Source organism: Myxococcus llanfairpwllgwyngyllgogerychwyrndrobwllllantysiliogogogochensis (assembly GCF_006636215.1).
In the GTDB taxonomy this organism is placed as follows: domain Bacteria; phylum Myxococcota; class Myxococcia; order Myxococcales; family Myxococcaceae; genus Myxococcus; species Myxococcus llanfairpwllgwyngyllgogerychwyrndrobwllllantysiliogogogochensis.
Window position 1 is genome coordinate 1 of the sequence record NZ_VIFM01000224.1, and the last position, 18620, is coordinate 18620.

16 protein-coding genes are annotated in these 18620 nt (G+C 67.6%); 3 read left to right on the forward strand and 13 right to left on the reverse strand.

Translation table 11 applies throughout. From position 1 onward, the window contains the following. Positions 1-3174: 3174 nt before the first annotated feature. Positions 3175-3792, reverse strand: a complete 618-nt coding sequence (locus FJV41_RS37225; protein ID WP_141647358.1) for a hypothetical protein — start codon at positions 3790-3792, stop codon at positions 3175-3177. A gap of 208 nt (positions 3793-4000) precedes the next feature. On the opposite strand from FJV41_RS37225, the gene FJV41_RS37230 reads away from it, so the two are divergent. Continuing rightward, complete coding sequence (locus FJV41_RS37230; RefSeq protein WP_141647359.1) at positions 4001-4867, forward strand: hypothetical protein; 867 nt, start codon at positions 4001-4003, stop codon at positions 4865-4867. A 72-nt stretch (positions 4868-4939) separates the two neighbouring features. Here FJV41_RS37230 and FJV41_RS37235 read toward each other — a convergent pair whose 3' ends face one another. Together FJV41_RS37235 and FJV41_RS37240 are read right to left on the reverse strand one after the other, a co-directional pair. Then, positions 4940-6091 (reverse strand): CARDB domain-containing protein, encoded by a 1152-nt coding sequence (locus FJV41_RS37235; protein WP_141647360.1) that lies wholly within the window; start codon positions 6089-6091, stop codon positions 4940-4942. 296 nt (positions 6092-6387) lie between these two features. Then, positions 6388-6810 (reverse strand): hypothetical protein, encoded by a 423-nt coding sequence (locus FJV41_RS37240; RefSeq protein WP_141647361.1) that lies wholly within the window; start codon positions 6808-6810, stop codon positions 6388-6390. 47 nt (positions 6811-6857) lie between these two features. Here FJV41_RS37240 and FJV41_RS37245 point away from each other — a divergent pair, with 47 nt between their 5' ends. Then, positions 6858-7514 (forward strand): MerR family transcriptional regulator, encoded by a 657-nt coding sequence (locus FJV41_RS37245; protein WP_141647362.1) that lies wholly within the window; start codon positions 6858-6860, stop codon positions 7512-7514. Between the two features lie 147 nt (positions 7515-7661). Continuing rightward, on the forward strand, positions 7662-9011 hold the full coding sequence (locus tag FJV41_RS37250; protein ID WP_141647370.1) for a hypothetical protein: 1350 nt from the start codon (positions 7662-7664) through the stop codon (positions 9009-9011). A gap of 18 nt (positions 9012-9029) precedes the next feature. On the opposite strand, the gene FJV41_RS37255 is transcribed toward FJV41_RS37250, so the two are convergent. From FJV41_RS37255 to FJV41_RS37300, 10 genes are all read right to left on the reverse strand, one after another. Continuing rightward, the gene (locus FJV41_RS37255) at positions 9030-10310 is read right to left on the reverse strand and encodes a hemolysin family protein (RefSeq protein ID WP_141647371.1); all 1281 of its coding nucleotides are present in this window, start codon (positions 10308-10310) and stop codon (positions 9030-9032) included. A 78-nt stretch (positions 10311-10388) separates the two neighbouring features. Beyond that, a complete protein-coding gene (locus tag FJV41_RS37260) occupies positions 10389-10772 on the reverse strand; it encodes a response regulator (RefSeq protein ID WP_141647363.1) in 384 nt (127 codons plus the stop codon). Between the two features lie 95 nt (positions 10773-10867). Then, entirely contained in the window at positions 10868-11719 is an 852-nt protein-coding gene (locus tag FJV41_RS37265; RefSeq protein WP_141647364.1) for a metallophosphoesterase family protein, read from the reverse strand. A 63-nt stretch (positions 11720-11782) separates the two neighbouring features. Continuing rightward, positions 11783-12991 (reverse strand): ceramide glucosyltransferase, encoded by a 1209-nt coding sequence (locus tag FJV41_RS37270; RefSeq protein ID WP_141647372.1) that lies wholly within the window; start codon positions 12989-12991, stop codon positions 11783-11785. Positions 12992-13126: 135 nt separating this feature from the next. Further along, positions 13127-13813 carry a phosphate signaling complex protein PhoU gene (phoU, locus tag FJV41_RS37275; RefSeq protein WP_141647373.1) on the reverse strand — a complete coding sequence of 229 codons (687 nt, stop codon included), beginning with the start codon at positions 13811-13813 and terminating at the stop codon, positions 13127-13129. 23 nt (positions 13814-13836) lie between these two features. Next, positions 13837-14580, reverse strand: coding sequence for a phosphate ABC transporter ATP-binding protein PstB (gene pstB / locus FJV41_RS37280; protein ID WP_217440826.1), 744 nt, complete (start codon positions 14578-14580; stop codon positions 13837-13839). A gap of 53 nt (positions 14581-14633) precedes the next feature. Next, positions 14634-15545, reverse strand: a complete 912-nt coding sequence (gene pstA / locus FJV41_RS37285) for a phosphate ABC transporter permease PstA (protein WP_141647366.1) — start codon at positions 15543-15545, stop codon at positions 14634-14636. Then, positions 15542-16531 (reverse strand): phosphate ABC transporter permease subunit PstC, encoded by a 990-nt coding sequence (pstC, locus tag FJV41_RS37290; protein WP_246137655.1) that lies wholly within the window; start codon positions 16529-16531, stop codon positions 15542-15544. The genes pstA and pstC overlap by 4 nt, the downstream gene beginning before the upstream one ends. Positions 16532-16589: 58 nt before the next feature. After that, complete coding sequence (locus FJV41_RS37295; protein ID WP_141647368.1) at positions 16590-17411, reverse strand: phosphate ABC transporter substrate-binding protein; 822 nt, start codon at positions 17409-17411, stop codon at positions 16590-16592. 48 nt (positions 17412-17459) lie between these two features. Beyond that, on the reverse strand, positions 17460-18620 hold a 1161-nt coding region (locus FJV41_RS37300), incomplete at its 5' end, for a porin (protein ID WP_141647369.1).

Here is an 18620-nt window from a genome sequence, read left to right on the forward strand (position 1 = left end):
GGGCCTTCTCGCTCTCAGGTCTTCTGCGCACACAGAGCCGAACGAGAGGTGCCCCTGCTCCCTCTTCCCGCCTCCTCCGCGCCCGCCTGCTCCCCAGCCTGATCGCGAATCACGAACTCTGGTTTAGGGCTTGAGGCCCGGTATCACGCTCGAAGTTGTAGTCCTACCCGAAGCGCAACGAGTTCCTCCACGCATCTCTCCAGTCCCGCCAGGGGGAGTCCTTCACGTTCGTCGTTCCCTCCAAAGCATGGGTGGTCCGCCCGCGCCGGCATCACCTCCTCGGAGCCCTGGGCCGCCTGGTGTGGGCTGTCGTCCATGAGGAGCGAACCACGGCCAATGAGACAGCGCTGGCAGACGTCGCCCACATGCTGAACGTGGAGGTGTCGTCCGCCAGCGAGAAGGCCGGCCCGCCTGCCGCAGAGGCATCACGGCGTTTCTATGGCGCGCCCCCTGCGGCGCTGTCACATGGTGCGTGCTCAATCGCTACATCCCATCGCAGCGGTTGAATTGCCTCAAGCTCCGATATTCTGGTGGCATCCGGAGGCGCGCCGAGGGACGGGTGCCCGGATTGCGTCCGGCTGATTCCTCGGTCTGGGGCACGCCATCCCACCTTCCGGAGCCGTGTACGCCGTGAAGGGGCGATGCTTCTCGACAGAGGGCCGTCATGGAAGCCTTGTGGTGTGGCCTGCACAGGGCCTGGGAGGACGTCGCCTCCCTGGAGACGACGGCGTCCGGCGGGCCCGTCCGCCCGGCTATGATGGTGCCCGGAGGTGTCGCATGTCGCAGTCGACTCGTTGGCTCGTGGCGGGGGTTGTCGGGGCGCTCCTTGTAGCTGGGGGAGTCGCCTTCCTGTGGGCGCGCTCCGCAGTGAGGCGGAGCCCCTCCATCATCCACCCCGACGAGGAAGGACCAGGCCGGTAGCGACCCCAACTGCTCGGGATCCCGAGCAAGGATGTTGTCTGCTTTCCCTCCGACGATGACCGGGAGGGAGCGCTTCACCTTCACGCCGGGCTGCTGCGAAGTTTCATCCAGCAGATTGAAGAGTCTCGGGGCGCGGGTGCCTCCTGGCGGCTATACGTCGCCACCAAGAGGTCTCCGCGGGAACAGCTCCCTGAGCGGGCCTGCCAGGGGGCACGGTGATGTTCTGGGGCTGCTTCGTGCCACGCGCTTGCTAAAGGGCCGCCGCTCCGGCCGGCGTCACCGCCTGTCACCCTGAACAGGAATCAGCACCCGGAACGGCGGCTTGAGCTGTGGCCAGATGCAGGATGCGTAGTCGCACGTCGCAAGGCATCGGTTCCACCCCAACATGCAGCTCCGTCCGCAGGCGCGGTCCCCCTCAAGACATCCCGCGATGCATTCATCGTAGAGGTAGTCACAGTCACCGCAGCACGGCGCGAGCCGTTGTTCCGCTGATGCTTGCCCTTCCGCAACCGCGTGGGACTCGGCTGCGACGGCCACACCGGCCCCCAAGCAAAGTCCGACGAACACCGCCAAGAGTGTCTTCTTCATGGTTCCCCTTTGCGTGGATTCCACAGCGCCCGGGGCCTTCCACGTGGTTGCGGCCTCGGTCACTGTGTAACGGACATCGCACGATTTCTTGGAGAGGAGGCGGGTTGTTTCCCCAGGGAGTCGAGGCGAGTGGCACCGGCAACTAGGGGCCTGCAACGACAGATATGACCAACGAGCCTTGCCGCTTCGGATTATCGAAGTTCTGTGGGCATCCGTACGCGCTGGCCTGGACCAGGGGCTTGCAGTCGATGACGACGGGGGTGTCGCCGCTCACGTGTGATGCCATGAAGCCCTGTTCAGCATGGGTGTCATTCGTGGTCGCTTCCCAGTGGCCCCCTGGGTTCGCCGCGTCTCCGACGCTGAGGTGGCACCGCATTCCATTCGGGACGAAGCGACTGGAAACCAGCCTCAGCGAGAGTGTCTGCTTGCCCGCGCCGAGGCGGAGCATCGTTCGCCACGTCGGCTTGACGTTCGCGGTGCTCCCAGCGCAGCCACTGCAACTTCCGAATCTCTGGGCCGTTGCATTGAAGGTGGCGACGACAAGGTGCGTCGAGCGCACGCTCTTCGATTGGCAGCGCGCCTGCGCGTTGGACTCCCCGCTGCAGTACTTCGTTGCCTTATACGAGGTCGAGCTGGCGCCCGCGTTGAGTTGAGACCAGGTCGGATCTCCTTCGCCCGCGAAGTCTCCTCTGCCGCACTGGAGTGAGCAGGTGACTTCTGGCTTCGGCTGCCACTGGCCGCAGTCAGAGCCGCCAGGCGAGAGCTCGCCAGTGGCACCAATGGCCGTCATCCTCGTGTCGAGCTCCGTCTGTGACAGAGCGATGAGGCTCCTTGTCGACGCCTCGGCCTGAGTGCTCTCGGTGGTCGCGGGGCTCGAAGTCGGCGCCAGGTTCAGGGTCGCTGTGTTTTGCTGTGTTTTTGTCTGCGCGCAAGCAGCCGTGGCGGGCAGGGAGAGCGCTAGCGCGATGATGGTTCTGAATTTCAATTTCCCCTCCTGATTGTCCGAACATCGCACAGCTTCAGTCCTTCGTGCGAAAGGGTATGGCCGGCGCCGAGGGGACCGCTCCACCATCTCCCAATCCCAGAAACCTGGGATAGGCAGACCCTCTTCATCCCTTCTACTCTTGGCCTTTCCACGGAGGGTTCAATGTCTGTGAAGTATTTCGTCGGCGCTGCGTTGAGTGCGATGTTGGTGGGAGCCATGGCCTGTGGAGGTTCCTCGGATGGCAGTGCGAGCAGCAGTGAGGAACTTGAGCTCGTATCTCAAGAACTCGCGGGGTGTACCGCTCAGTGCTCCACCGGCTCGGTCAGTTGCCCTTCGTCGACAACAAGCTGCTCTGCGACGGATTACCAGGGCGTGACGTGCAATGGGGTATTCACTGCGTGCCCTCCGCCCGTGCCAACGGGGTGCCCGGGCGTGTCTCTGTGTGAGAACCTCCATGGGAAGGCTTGCCCGATGGCGGGGCAGTTCAAGGATTGCTGCTACTCCGAGGGCACGGCAGGTGAGTGTCGTTGCACGTTCGGGAAGGTCTGGCTGTGTGCGCAGAATTGATGGGAGCGGGCGGTAGGCTCGGCTCTTGATTTCAACCGCCGCGTCTCGAGCAGGAGGTGCGACGCCTCCTGCTCCTCCTCCTCGCATGCTCGACTGGGCACGGAGGGTGGCGCTCAGGAGTCGTCGAGGTCATCCATCCAATGTGAAGGCATGCCGGGTGACACCGTGGAGCCCTCTGGGCCAGTGATGGCCAGTGATCCGGTGGAGACGACCCAGACGTCGAGCGTGTCGTCGTCATCCAGGTTGGCCGCGCATGCCGCGGTGATTTCACACCGTGGGCACGTCCCGGACATGCCCAGCTGAGCCCTCACTTCAGAAGGGAGCTGCTCCACGGACACCGCCGCGCGTGGAGGCAACTCCCACCAGAACGTTACGCCCGTCACCTGGGCTTTGTTGCTTCCTGCCTCCTGCGTGCCATCGGCCCGTGCCATCGGACCGGTGCCCGCGAAGTATGAATAGCGGCCGTTCTCGTGGGCCAGGAAGCTGACGTTGGCGAAGGCGGGGTCATACCTTCCGCGCTCGTCGTGGAATGCCTTCTGGGTCAGGTACCAGGCCTTCAGCGTCGCCTTGCATTCGACGTGTGTGTTGTGTCGCTTGAACTGGAGGCCCTGCGACCTGGCGATGCCGATGAGTGCCCCGCAGAGCACGACAGATGCTCCGAGAACGACGAAGCGGCGCCTCCGGCTGTCCAGGGGCGCCACGTCGCCGCGCTTCGAGCTGGTAACCTCCATGGACTCCTCCTGGCCTCGTGAGTCTACCAGGGCGGCAGCCTCGCGTCGGCGCACTGTGCCGGGTCTGGTTTGAGCGGGGAAGCGAGTTTGAAGTAGCCTGTCCGAGGGCGCTGATTGCCCGGGGGGACATATGAGCGAAACTGGAGAGACGCCTTCAGAGGAGCAGCTTCGCCTGGAGCGTGAGCGCTTGGAATTGGAGCGGAGGCGGGTGCTGCTCGAGGAAAAGCGGTTCGAGCATGAGCGGACCACGTCGACCTCTCGCCAGGGGCTCCTCAATCGAAATCTGGGGGCCGTGATTTCGGTGGCGACAATCCTGATTTCGGGCGTCCAGGTCTGGGTGGCGGTGGCGTCGAAGGAGAAGGAACTCGCGCTCGCGAAGGAACAGAAGGAACGGGAGCTACAGCTTGCTCAGCTTCAAGCGGAACGTGAGCTGGACAATGGGTGGCGCAAGGACTTCTTCGAGTATCTGAAGCTCAATGACGAGGCCATCTTCGGAGCGGATGCGAAGAAGCGCATCTTGAAGCGCAACGTCCTGGTTGCCGCCTTTCCAGAGAGTCTGGTCGGGCAGATTCGGGTGGCGCTCGCCGAGAGCGCGGGCTCCGCCGGTGAGTTGAGTCTGGTGTCGGCACAGGCTGACGTGGTCGAAAGGCCCCCACCGCGTGTGTATCTGGCGGAGGCCATCAAGTCAGGGCCACCGGCCTCGAATGTGCCGGCTGGCGCGCGCAGGCTGGTTGCCGCGGCCCAGGCGGAGCGAACACGGGTGTTCGTCCACTACGCGGACCCGAACGACAGATCGATAGCCACAGCACTTTCCCTGGCGCTGGACGGTGAAGGCTACGGGGTTCCGAGTCCCGAAATCCTCACGGAAGGAGCGTCATCGACGGGTGACGTTCGCTACTTCCATGCCGATGACAAGCAGCTCGCCGACAAGGTGGGAGCGCTCGTTCAGCAGGTGCTCGGTGAGAAAGGCGTGGCGCTCAGGGGAAACGTCCGCGTGATCGGGCTGCAGGGAAAGTACGGGAACATGCCGCGCAGGGTTCTCGAGGTGTGGCTCCCCGCGCTGGGCAAGCACTGAGTGTGTTGGGATTCGTCACCGTCGCACGGGCCCGCCCGGAATCCTCCCAGGCGGGCCCTCACGACGACCTGATTACAGCAGGGAGCAGAGCAGTCCGCGTCCCGTCGTTCCCGAGGGACAACCCACGCCCTGGCAGTACGTCACCCCGGAGTCGACCGCGGGATTGCCCAGCAGCGCGGGGACGCGGACCTGACACGTGCCCGTGGTCTCATTGCCCGTCGCGTCCTTCACGCCGTAGGTGAACGTGTAGACGCGTCCGTTGCCCAGCAGCGCCGACTCCGCGCGGACCAGCGCGGACTTGCCATCAGCCGTCAGCTTGATGTCGTCACACGCAAGCAGCCGCAGCAGGGACAGCGCATCGTTCGGCTCGTCGGAGCTGACGCGCAACAGCGTACCCGCCTGCGCCAGCGGCAGCTCCCCACCACAGTTGTCCACCGCCGGCAGCGCGCAGTCCGCCAGTGACACCAGCACGTAGTCCGAGCCCACCGACGGCGTCAGGACGCGCCCCCGGCTGGCCCCCAGCACCGGAGCCGTGGTGTCGACCACCGTCACCGTCGCCGAGCAGGTGTTCACACTCGCCCCGTCCGTCACGTCCAGTTGCACAGGCGTCGTCCCCAGCGCGAACGGGCCCGAGGGAAGCTGCGTCACGCTGAAGGGACCCGGAAAGCCGTCCGGGTCATGCGAGCCGTGGTCCACCGAGGCCACGCCCTCGCAGGCCGCGTCCGCCGCCACCGTCACGTTTCGACAGAGCGCCACCGGACCCTGGTTCGTCGCACAGGGAATGGAGAAGTCGACCGCGGCGACGTTGTTGGCCTCGTTGTCCTCGTTGAAGACCCCGTCGTCGTCCGCGACGACCACCACCCGCTGGGTACCCTCCGGCACCGTGAAGGAGAGCTGGAAGGGGAAGCGCTCTCCACCGACCAGGAAGGGCACGCTGAGGGTGCCCAGTCGCGTGCCGCCCGCGCCGGTGCCGCCCGCATACACGGCCGCCGTGGAACCGGCGATGCCCGTGGCCCCGTGGTTCTGGATGACCCCCGAGAGCGTCAACGCCGTGGCCTGGCACGACGCCACCAGGTCCTCGACACTCAAGTCCAGCTCACCCACCGCCCCCTCATGGACGCCCAGTTCACCCACGGGCGCCGTGGCATCTTCGGGGCCTACGCCTTCACAACCTACCAACAGCAACAACGCCGCGAGCGCGGGAACTCCCAATGCACGTGTCATGTCTGGCTCCGGGGATGGGCCTCGAATCGAGGCATCCAAAGAATACGCGACGAGCCGGTGCCTCGCTCATGGGTCATCCTCGGAATTATGCAATGACTCACGGCGGGTGGGTTCTCACCCAACCCTTGACGTCGGAGCCCTGGGGAGAAGGCCTTTCGAGCAGGGAGTTTCAGGGTTGATATTCATTTGCTGGGGTGGCTGGCATTGTTTCCAATGCCATTCATTCACCGGCGGCCTCCGTCGAACGGGTCGCGTCAGCCTCGCTCGCGGCATGACCTCATCGTGGCAGCCCCTGCTCACGAGGCTTGGACACCCGCGACGATGAGTCCCACGCCGGCCGTCAGCAGGCCGAGCGTGAGGCTCCCCGCGCCAATCCACAGCAGGGCCAGCAGTCGGTTGGGCCGCTGGGGGTCCTTGCCGAGCACGGAGAGGAAGAAGCCCGCGGGCATGAGCAGCGCGGCCACCGGGACTCCAAAGCGCGCGACGACGTCGTAGCCGGCCGGCAGATGGGCCGCGTCGAGCACCACCAGGATGACCAGGCTGAGCATCAGCAGCACGGCCGCATGCGCATGGCCCGCGCGGAAGAAGTTCTTCTGCAGCGCGTTCGCGGGGATACTGCCCCGCCCGACACGGGTGAGGAACCAGCCGCCTGATTCCACGGTGATGAGCGAGAGAAGCAGGACGCCGAAGAGGATGAGGGTGTGGGGTTGGATAGCCATGGTATCCAATATTAGATACCGAAGGTATCCAATGCAAGGGGCCGTGCATGCGCATCTCTGAACTGGTGGAGCGGACGGGTGTTCCGCTCGCGACGCTCAAGTTCTATCTGCGGGAGGGGCTGTTGCCGGCCGGAGAGGCCACGTCGGCGACGCGGGCCGAGTACGGCGAGGCCCATGTGCGGCGCATCGCCGTGATTCGCGCGCTGACGGAGACGGTGGGCCTGAGTGTGCAGAAGGCGCGGGAGGTGCTCCAACTCATGGACCGCCCGGAGGACGACCTCTTCGAGACGCTGGGCAAGGCGATTGCCGCGCTGCCGCCCAGCGTGACGCCGGAGGCGGCGGAGGATTATCCCCGGGCCCGCGAGGTGCTCGAGAAGCTGGGCCAGGTCTATGACCCCCGGTTCGCCGCGGTCGCCCAGTTGGAGCTCGCGCTGGCGGCGGCGGAGTCGGCGGGGATTCCCTTGGATGACAGGCGGCTCGCCGTCTACGGGCCGAACATCCGCGCCATCGCCGAGTTCGACGTCGGCAGCATTCCCCGGGAGGCGACGGCCGCCGTCGAGTACGCCGTGCTCGGAACGGCGGTCCACGAGCCCGTGCTCATCGCCCTGCGGCGGCTGGCGCATCAAGACGTCGCGGCGCGGCGACTGGGGCAGGGGAGCGCGAAAGCAGGTGCTCCGACGCGGCCCCGGCCCAAGGGGCGCTGAGGGCAGGCCGGGCGTTTCACGACACGGAGCGCCCGTGTGCAATCGACGCGGGTGAACGACGTACCCGTTGCGGCCGTGGGCGTATCATTCGCCCGCATGCTTCTGGCCTCGAGCGAGGAGCGGTGGGGCCTCTTCAAGGAGCGCTTCATGAGTCAGCGTGGAATCGTGACGAGGTGCGGTATCGCGACGGCGTGTCTCTGGGGCGTCGTGTCGAGCGGCAATGCCCTGGCCGCCCCTGAGTCCGCTGCCGTCGTGCCCGAGGTCATGGCCGTGGGCGAAATCACGGCCGCCTTCGCGGACTTTCGCCGGACCTGTGAAGCCGATGGGCGGCGACTGTGGGGGCACTCGCTGTGCGCTCCGTTGCTCGTCGTACATCCTGAAACGCGGGCCTTCGTGGCAAGCGAGTGGCCCGGGAAGTCCGGAGCGGGCCCCTGGGTGGGCGTCCTGCCCACCGACGTCACCATCGCCAACACGGCGCTCACCTGGGCCGGAGTCTCATGGGTGCAGCTGAGGGCGCCGCTGCCCGAGGCCCCCGCGCGTCGGCGCGCCCTGCTTGCCCACGAGGCCTTCCATCGGCTCGCGAACTCGTTGGGACATCGCGGCCAGGAGGGGGCCAATGCCCACCTCGATGACTTCGAGGGCCGCACGCTGTTGCAGCTCGAGTGGCGTGCCCTCGCGTCCGCGCTGCGCTCAAGCACCGCGTCCGCGCGCCGCACCGCCGTCGAGGACGCGCTGGCGTTCCGGAGCGAGCGCCGAGCGCGCTTTGCCTCGGCGACCACCGAGGAGGGCTCGCTGGAGCGCCATGAAGGGCTCGCGGAGTACACCGGCGTGAGCGCGGCGGCCGGCCAGGCTCGAGAGCGCAGGGCGCTGGCGCTGGAGAACCTGGACGACGGCGCTCGGCGAAACTCCTTCGTGCGGGCCTTCGCCTATGCGTCAGGGCCCGCCTACGGCTTGCTGTTGGATGAAGCGGGCGCCTCCGCCACGGGCTGGCGAAAGCGGGCGCTGGAAGGCGCGGACCTGGGAGAACTGCTCGGGGAGGCCCTGCGGCTGCCCGCGCCAGGGCCCGAGCGGAACGTGGCGCGGCGCGAGACGCGTTATGAGGGCTCCGCCCTGCGCGAGGCCGAGACCACGCGTGCGCGGCTCGCCCGTGAGCGCGCGGAGGCCCTGCGCAAGCGCCTGGTGGAGGGGCCCGTGTTGCGCCTGCCCCTGCTGCGCATGCGCATCCAGTTCAACCCAGGGGAACTCGTCCCGCTGCCCGAGCATGGCACCGTGTATCCGGGAGCCCGCATCGTGGATGAGTGGGGCTCGCTCAGCGTGACGTCCGAAGTGCTCGTGGCCCAGGACTGGAAGTCCGCCACCGTCGTCGCGCCACCCGAGCGTGCGCAGGGCTCCCGGTGGCAGGGCGATGGCTGGGTTCTGGATCTTGCTCCAGGCTGGAGCGTGCGCGCCGGAGCACGCCCGGGAGAGCTGGCCCTCCAGGCTCCAGAGTCCCGCTAGCCTGGAGTCCTGCGGTGCTCAGCCCTCCTCGGGCTTGGCCTCCGGAAGGTGGATGCGCACCGAGCGCACGCGCCGGGGCGTCGCCTCCAGGACCTCCAGCTCCAACCCGTCCTTCGTCCGGAGCTTCGTGCCGGGCTCGGGAATCGCGCCGCCCGCCAGCGCGATGGTCAGCCCCGCCACCGTGGAGTAGTCGTCGTCCTCGGTCAGGTCCAGGCCCAGCTCCCGGTTGATGTCCCGGATGGCCGCGCTGCCCTGGACCACCGCCGCCAGGGGGCTTTCGCGCAGCACCAGCTCCTCGGGCGTCTCCGACTCGCTGAGGATGTCGCCCACCAGCTCCTCGACCAGGTCCTCCACTGTCACCAGGCCCACGACGCCGCCGCGCTCGTCCACGATGATGGCCAACTGCATGCGCCGCCGCTGCAGCTCCTTCAGCGCGTCCATGGCCCGCATCGTCTCCACGAGGAAGAAGGCGGGCCTCACCACGTCCTCCAGGACGATGAGGTGCCCCTCCCAGGCCACCCCGAGCAGGTCCTTGGCGATGACGTAGCCGACGATGTTGTCCATCGTGCCCTCGAACACCGGCATCCGCGAGTGCCCGTGCTCCAGCAGCGTCTGGCGAATCTCCTCCGCGTTCGCGTGGCGGCGCAGCGCGACGATCTGCTCGCGCGTCACCATCAGCTCGCCCACCGTCAGGTCGCCCATCTCGAACGCACGCGCGGCGATCTCCCCGGCGCGCGGGTCCAGGGAGCCCTGCTTCGTGGCCTCCTCCACCAGCGTTTGCAGCTCCTCCGCCGACAGGCGGCTCTCGCTGAAGGTCGTCCGGTCGCCGAACAACCGCAGCACCACGTTGGAGCTGGCGGTGAGGAACCACACCACCGGCCGCATCAGCCACGACAGCCCGTTGAGAGGACGGCCGATGAGCAGCGCGTAGCGCTCCCCGGCCCGCAGCGCGAGCGACTTGGGCACCAGCTCGCCCAGCACCAGCGACAGGTACGACACGACGATGACGACCCCCGCGAGCGCGACTTCGTCCGCGGTCTCCGTCGGAAGCCCGAAGCCCGCGAGCACGGGGGCCAGCCGGTTCGCGATGCTCGCGCCGCCGAAGGCCGCAGCCGTGGCACCGATCACCGTGATTCCAATCTGCACCGTCGCGAGGAAGCGCTCCGGGTCCTTGCGCAGGGCCTCCACCGCCTTCGCGGAGCCGCTGCCTTGCTCCACCAATTCCTTCAGCCGCGTGCGGCGCAGGGAGATGACCGCGAGCTCCGCCCCGGCGAACACGCCATTGGCCAGGACGAGCAACAAGATGATGAGCAGCTCCGAAACGATGATGGCCCTCCTCTCAGGAGCCCTCTACCGTAACCCCGGATGCCCGGCCGCTCACTCACCAAGTGACTGCAAGAGGAGAGACAGTTGATCCTGGCTGGCGCCCTTGGGCAGGTAGTAGTGGGGGCCGGACAGCAGGGCGTCGCCCACGTCCTGGGCCGCCGCTGACGTGAGGAACACCACGCGGGGCAGGGGACCGCGCGGAAGCCGCGCCACGACCTCCAGGCCGCTCATCCCCGGCATGTTGAGGTCCAGGAGCATGACCTCGTAGCGCTCACCGCGCCGAAGACTGGCCAGGGCCTCGTGGCCATCGGCCGCTTCGGTGGCTTCATACCCCAGATCCTCCAGGCTGAGCCGAAGGAACTCTCTCCAGTCCGCGTCGTCATCGACGACGAGCACCCGTCTCGCGCTTTCTTCATCCGTGTCCAGTCGCGCCAAGCATCCTCCCCGACACGGGAAGAACCTCCCTGCGCACCCTCGACATTCGCTTCCTCGGGAGAAATGGCCCCTGCCTGGAGAGCAGGGGGGCGGGCTCAGAACAGGGCCATGCCCAGCTGCGTCACCAGGTACTGAAGGGCAGGTCGCACATTGTGCCCCGCGGTCCGGGGACGCTCGGGCTGCGTCGAGTGACACCACTGGGGCTCACCGAGCAGGCGACCGTCCGAGTGTTGGAACAGCCGGAAGCGCCCCAGGTCCGTGGAGCTGCCCGCGTTGAAGACGCGCAGCGGCCGTCCGTGCGCCGTGTCCAGCACCGTCTCGCAGGGCTGGTGACGGTGGCCATGCAGCACCAGGTCGCAACGGCCCTGCACTCGCGCCACCAGCTCCGCGCCCAGCGACAGTTCGGAGGCGTGGGGCCAGCCCATGCGCGTGGCCAGGCGCTCCGGGAAGCTCTCCTCGGGCAGCGGCAGCACGTGGTGATGCACCAGCACCGCCACCAGCGAGTCGCGCGGCGCGGCGTCGAGCGCGGCCTCCACCCGCTCCACCGTGTCGAGCGACAGCTCTCCATGGCTCGCGAAGTAGTTGCGGTTGTGCTCACCCGTGGAGTCCACGCACACGAAGTACACGCCGGGGCGCTCCACCGTGCGGACCTTGAGGCCATCCATCCACGCGCCACCCACGTCCTCGCCAGGACGGTCATGGTTGCCGGGGATGAAGGTGAGCCGTCCGGTGTCCAACAGCGGCGCGAAGATGTCGACGAACCGACGGTACTCCTCGCGCGAGCCCTGGTGCGTCAGGTCTCCGGTCAGCACCACGTGGTCCGCGCGGCTGGCCTGGACGGCCGAGAGCAGCGCTTGCGCGGAGGCATCACTGTCGGGGCTCAGGTCCAGGTGGAGGTCCGAGAGATGAGCCAACGTCCGAAGGGGCATGCGAAGCAAGGTAGGCATTGCTCGCGGCGCCTTCACGTCCGCGCGGTGAAACCGCCGCAAGCGGGATGAAACAGATGTGCATCACCCGGCGACCCACTCGTCCCCCGGGGGGAGGGTGGTGTTCACCGTGGACACCACCGCGCGCGGCGGCAAGAGCCGGGTGCCGGGGCCCACGCGAAGGCGCGTGCCACGCCAGTCCACCGTGCGGAAGAACGCGCCGTGCCACCACGCGACGAAGAGCAGCAGGTCCTTGGTGAGCACCGCTGGCGCGGCGCGCCACGACACCGACTGCGGTCGCAGCGCGCGAAACACCGCGAGATCCACCAGCACCTTGCCGAGGACGACCGCCGTCGCCACCTTCACGGCCTCCGGGGTGGGGCTGGCGAGCACGCCCAGGAGGGCCAGCGGAATCGGGTTGAGCAGGGCCTGCGCCAGATAGGTGGGCGGCGTGACGGCCGTCCGGTGGATGACGCTCCAGCGCAGGTAGCGCTGGAAGAAGGCGCGCACGCTCTTGCCCAGCGACACGTTGTAGACCGGGGCGCACGCGACGACGACGCGCCGGCCCAGCTTCCGCGTCACCCACTGGCCGATGACGTAGTCCTCCGCGAGCACGTCGCGCACCGAGTAGAAGCCGCCCAGGGCCTGGACGTCCTCGCGACGCAGCGCCATGGACTTGCCCACGACGATGTCCTGGTCCGCGCAGCGCTTGGCTCCAATCATCCCCGCCGCCGCGCTGGACGTCAGGTAGAGGTTGTCCAGCAGCGAACCGAAGCTCCGCTCGCCGATGCCCGCCACCGGGTGCGTCACGCAGCCCACCGTGGGGTCCGCGAAGCTGGCGGCAATTTCCTCCAGGTAGCCGGGCCCCACGCGCGTGTTGCTGTCGCTGATGACGAACAAATCAAACCGGGCCCGGTCCGCCAGGGTGATGAGCTGATTCACTTTCGGATTCAGCCCCGGCGCGCCTTCCTGCAGCTCCAGCCGCATGACGCCGGGCCAGCGGCGCACCGCCTCGCACGCGACCCCGTAGGCCGAGTCGCGGGTGTCCTTCACCCCCAGCACCACCTCGTACTCGCCGGGGTAGTCCAGGTGGGCGAAGTGCTTCAGGTTGGTCTCCAGGTCGTCATCCGTGCCGCACAGCGGCTTGAGGATGGAGATGCCCGGCCACGCCGCGCCCGGAGGCAGGGCCCGGGGCCGCTCCCGGCGATGGCGGAGCACGAGCACGTACTGGATGACGAGCGCGGTGAGGCCGAAGCCGGCGGCGAAGAGCAGGAGGGCGGAAGCAAGCGACATGCGCGGGCAGTCCCCGAGGAGGCGCGCGGTCATCGCGCGACCTGGGTTCCACGCTAGGGGGCTCGAGCGTCAGGCCCGCGGAGCGCTCGCGGCGCCGGGGCCAATTCGACGTGACAGCGAAGTGAAGCGGGTGGGCTAGTCGCCCAGGTTGCGGCTGCGCGGGTGGCGGATGTCCTTGCCCCGCACCATGTAGACGACCATCTCCGCCACGTTCATCGCGTGGTCGCCGATGCGCTCCAGGTGCTTGGCGATGAACATCAGCGCGGTGGCCCGGCGGATGTTCTTCGAGTCCTCCATCATGTACGCGAGCAGCTCGTTGAAGATCTTGAGGAAGAGCGCATCCAGCAGGTCATCCCCCTGGAGCACCACCTCTGCCTTCGCCACGTCGCCGGAGACGAAGGCATCCAGCGAGCGCTTCACCTGCTGCTGCGCCAGCTCCGCCAGCTTCGGCGTGTCCACGTAGGGCGCCAGCGGGGGGACCTGGTTCAAGTCCATGGAGCGCTCGGCGATGTTCACCGCCAGGTCGCCGATGCGCTCCAGGTCGGTGACGATCTTCAGCGCCGTGGTGATGAGGCGCAAGTCACTGGCGGCCGGCTGGCGCAGCGCGAGGATGCGGCGGCACAGCTCGTCGATCTCCACCTCCAGCCGATTGACGTCCTTGTCCGCGGCGACGACCTTCTCCGCCAGGGCGCTGTCGCGGTCCGTGAGGGCGCGCATGCTCTGGACGATGAGGCCCTCCACCTTGGCGCCCATCGCGAGGAGCTTCTCGCGCAAGTCCCTCAGGTCCTGCTCGAACGCCTTGTCCGTGTGAGTCAACGCCATCGCCGCCAATCCCTTCTCTTCGCTCACCCGAACTTCCCGGTGACGTAGTCCTCGGTGCGCTTCTCGCGCGGGTTGGTGAAAATCTGTTCGGTGGCGCCGCATTCCACCAGTTCACCCATGTAGAAGAAAGCCGTCCTGTCACTCACCCGCGCGGCCTGCTGCATGTTGTGGGTGACGATGGCGATGGTGTACGTCGCCTTCAGCTCGTGGATGAGTTCCTCTATCTTCGCCGTGGCGATGGGGTCCAGGGCGCTCGCGGGCTCGTCCATCAGCAAGACCTGGGGCTCCACGGCCATCGCCCGGGCGATGCACAGCCGCTGCTGCTGGCCGCCGGAAAGGCCCAGGGCGCTCTCGTGCAGCCGGTCCTTCACTTCATCCCAGAGGGCCGCGCCGCGCAGGGACTTCTCCACGCGCTGCTCCAGTGCGGCCTTGTCCTTCATTCCGCCCACGCGCAGGCCGTAGGCCACGTTCTCGAAGATGCTCTTGGGGAACGGGTTGGACTTCTGGAAGACCATGCCCACGCGGCGACGCAGGTCCACCACGTCCACGCTGCGGTCATGGATGTCCATGTCGTCCAGGAGGATGGTGCCCGTGTGGTTGGCGCCCGGAATCAAGTCGTTCATCCGGTTGAGCGCGCGCAGGAAGGTGGACTTGCCGCAGCCGGATGGGCCGATGAGGGCGGTGACGCGCCGGTCCAGGATGGCCAGGGAGACCTTCTGGATGGCCGCCTTCGTGCCGTAGCGCAGGGTCAGCTCGCGCGCCTCCATCTTCGGGCGCGGGGCGTTGGGATTGAGGGACATGGAGGGCGTGTACCGTTGAGTCAGTGGGCGCCCGCGGCCTTGCGGCGCGTGCGGGTCCGGATGATGACCGCGACGAGGTTGAGGGCGAACGTCAACAACAGCAGCACCAGCACCGTCGAGTAGAGCAGCGGGCGCGTGGCCTCCACGTCCGGTGACTGCGTGGCCATCACATACGTGTGGTAACCCAGGTGCATGAACTGGGAGTTGAGGTGGCTGGGCAGGTCCGGGAGGAAGTAGGCCGCGCCCGTGAAGAGGATGGGCGCGACTTCGCCGGCGCCTCGGGAGATGGCCAGCACGGCCCCGGTGAGGATGCCCGGCAGCGCGCCCGGGAGCACCACCCGCCCCAGCGTCTGCGACTGGGTGGCCCCCAAGGCGAGGCTCGCGGTGCGGTGGTCCATGGGGACGGCGCGCAGCGCCTCCTCGGTGGAGACGATGACGACGGGCAGCGTGAGCACCGCCAGCGTCAGCGAGGCCCAGAGGATGCCCGGCTGCGCCCAGTACATCTCCTCGTGGCCGAGCGCGCGGTCCATGCCCTGGCCCACGAAGAGGATGAAGAAGCCCAGGCCAAACAGGCCGAAGACGATGGAGGGCACGCCGGCCAGGTTCACCACCGCCACGCGGACGATGCGGGCGAAGAGCGAGTGGGGTGGCGCGTACTCGTGGAGGTACACGGCCGTCAGCACGCCCACCGGCATCACCGCCACGGTCATCAGCAGGGTGAGCGCGGCGGTGCCGAAGATGGCGGGGAAGATGCCGCCGCCCATCATGCCGTCGGAGGGCGGCTGGGAGAGGAAGGTCCAGGTGACGCCGCCGGCGCCGTTCTCCACGACGTTGAAGAGGATGATGGCCAGCATCGCGATGATGATGAAGGCCGCGAGGCCGGTGAGTGACGTGAGCGCGAAGCCCACGGCGCGGCGGGTCCCCGGCGTCACGCGGCACCTCCCGTCAGCTTGCGGATGACCCTCTTGGTCCACGTGGAGGCCATGAGATTGAGCACGAAGGTGAAGATGAAGAGCTGCACGCCGATGAAGAACAGGAGCGAGTAGTGGGGGCTGCCCACCACCACCTCGCCCATCTCCGCGGCGATGGTCGCCGACAGCGAGCGCGCCGAATCCCCCAGGCTCCAGGAGATGACGTCCGCGTTGCCGGAGGCCATGAGGACAATCATCGTCTCGCCAATGGCGCGCCCGAAGCCGAGCACACACGCGGCGAGGATGCCGGGCGCGGCCGCGGGGAGGACGACCTTCCACGCGGTCTCCCAAGGGGTCGCCCCCAGCGCCAGGGAGGCCTCGCGGTAGCTGCGTGGTACGGCGGTGAGCGCGTCTTCCGACACGGTGAAGATGACGGGGACGATGGCGAGCGCCAGGCCCAGGCCGGCCACCATCGCGTTGAGCGGCCGGTCGAAGCCGAGGGCTTCCTTCACCACCGTGGACATCACCATGAGGGCGAAGAAGCCGAGAACGACGGAGGGGATGCCCGCGAGCAGCTCGATGACGGGCTTGAGCAATTCGCGCAGGCGGCGGGGTGCGAACTCCGCGGCGAACAGCGCGCCGAACACACCCAGGGGGACGGCCACCAGCATGGAGACCGCCGTCGTCTTCAGCGTGCCGACGAACAGCGGAATCATGCTGACCTTGGGAATCTTCGACACCGGCTGCCAGCGGAAGGGCGGCTTGCCCGGGGCCACGTCCTGGGCCAGGAACATCTTGGAGAGGCTGGCCTCGTGGCGGGCCTCCGGCTCCGTGAAGAGCGCGAGGGCTTCCTTGGCCACGAAGATGATGATGAGGATGAGCGCCGCGATGCCGGTGAAGGCCATCAGGGTGATGAACCCCGCGATGACCTTCTCCCGGAGCTGACGCCGCCGCGCCGCCGGTGACAGCGCGGGCGCGATGAGAGGCTGCGTGAGACCCTGCTCCATGATGGCATGTCTATCCATAGTGGCTCGGGCCCCTGGTGACATTCGTGTGACGGAAGGCTCACTTCACCGGGAAGTAGCCGACCTTGGTGACAACGGCCTGTCCTTCGGGTGACAGCGCGAAGTCGATGAACGTCTTGGCGTCCCCGGAGGGCTTGTTGCGCAGGTAGAAATACAGGTCGCGCGACAGCGGGTACTTGCCCGTCTTGATGTTCTCCGCCGTGGGGGCGATGTCCTCGTTGCCCTTCTTGATCTTCAGCTCCTTGATGCCCTTGGCATACGCGGCGCCGCCGTAGCCGATGCTGTTCTTCTCCTTGGAGACGGCGTTCACCACCGCGGCGGTGCCGGGCAGCGTCTGGGCGGAGGCCGCGTAGTCCTCGCCGTCCAGGACGTGGTCCTTGACGAAGACGTAGGTGCCCGAGGAGTTCTCGCGGGAGTAGATGATGATGGGCGCGTCGGGGCCGCCCAGCTGCTTCCAGTTGGTGACATCCCCCACGTAGATGCTCCGCAGCTGCTCCACGGTGAGCGCCGTCACGGGGTTGCCCTCGTTGACGTAGAAGGTGACGCCGTCCTTGGCCACGGGGATTTCCACGCCCGTGGAGTTGTAGCGGGCGCGCAGCTTCTGCTTCTCCGCGTCCTTGATTTCACGGCTGGACATGGCGATCTCCGTGGTGCCGTTCTGGAGCGCCGCCAGTCCCACGCCGGAGCCGCCGCCGGTGACTTGCACCTTGGTGGCGGGTGTCTTCTTCATGAACTCCTCGGCCCATCGCTGCCCGAGGATGACCATGGTGTCGGAGCCCTTCACGGTGACGTTGCCCGCATGGGCGGAGAGCGGGAGGGCGAGCATCAGCCCGATGACCAGTGAACCGAAAATTGCCTTCATGGCGGATTCAGCTCCAGCGAAGTGGTGGTGTTGGGAGGAAGGTAGGGCCTAGTAGCGGGCCTGCATCTGGAGGGTGAACAGGTTGTCGTGCGGGTCCTTGGCGTCGTCCGGATGGGCCGTCATGGGCATCTCGTACGCCGCGGTGACCTTGAGGTTCTCCCCGAAGTAGTGGAGGACGGCGACGGCCAGGGTGCCCACCGAGTTGGTGCTCGCGGGACGTCCCTCCGACGCGCTGTTCTTGCGGCCATTCTCCGGGTCGAAGAAGTCGTAGCGGATGGCCACCGCGTCCGACACGCCCACGTTCTGGACAATCAGGCCGTACCAGCCGCTGGCGGGAACGCCGGGCTGCTCCACCTTCACGTCACCGGAGCTCTTCCAGTACGACCTGCCGGTGATGTACTCGCCCTTGATGGCCGTGGCGCCCAGGGGGAGGAGGTCCAGGTAGAGCTGCGCGTCCAGCGCCACGCGGTCTCTCGTGTGCGCCTTGCGGAAGGTGTCCGAGGGCCCCTTGGTGATGGTGTGGCCGTACCAGCCGGAGACGCCTCCGGACAGCCAGCCCAGGTCGAAGCCCGCGCGGCCGATGACGTCCTTCTCCTTGTCGTTGTCCACGCCGACAGAGCCCTGGTTGAAGATGCCGTCGCCGTCGAAGAGGCCCGCGGCGACGTTGACCTTCCCCTCGAGGAAGGTGCCGGCGAACTTGACGCCGCGGTCCCGCTCGTCGGGCAGGAAGGCGCGCACGACGCGGGTGCGCTCGGGAATCTCGCGGTCGGCGGAGGACTGCACGGCCTCGTAGCCGAAGGGCCACTTCATCTGGCCCAGGGTGAGGCCCGCCTGTTGGTGGGTACCAGGGATGAAGAGGGTGGCCTCGGCGTCGCGCACGGTGACGAACGGGGCGGTGGGCACCGCGTCGATCTGCAGCATCATCTGCGCCCAGTCCGTGGTGTAGGTCGTCTTGATGCGGCCCCGGCGCACGGCGAAGCGGCTGAAGCCGCCCGTACCGGTGTCGTCCAGGCTCTGCTGGTACTGGTAGCGGCCCTGGACGTAGCCGGAAATCTTCAGCTTCTTGAGGGAGAGCAGGTCGTTCTTCGTCTCGGCGTTCTGCTCCTCCAGGGCGGCGACCTTGCCCTCGGCGGTCGTCATGCGCTCGTCCAGGTCCGCGTCGGCGGGCGCGGCGTCCGGGGGGGGCGCCTCCGGGCTGTCGGACGCGGG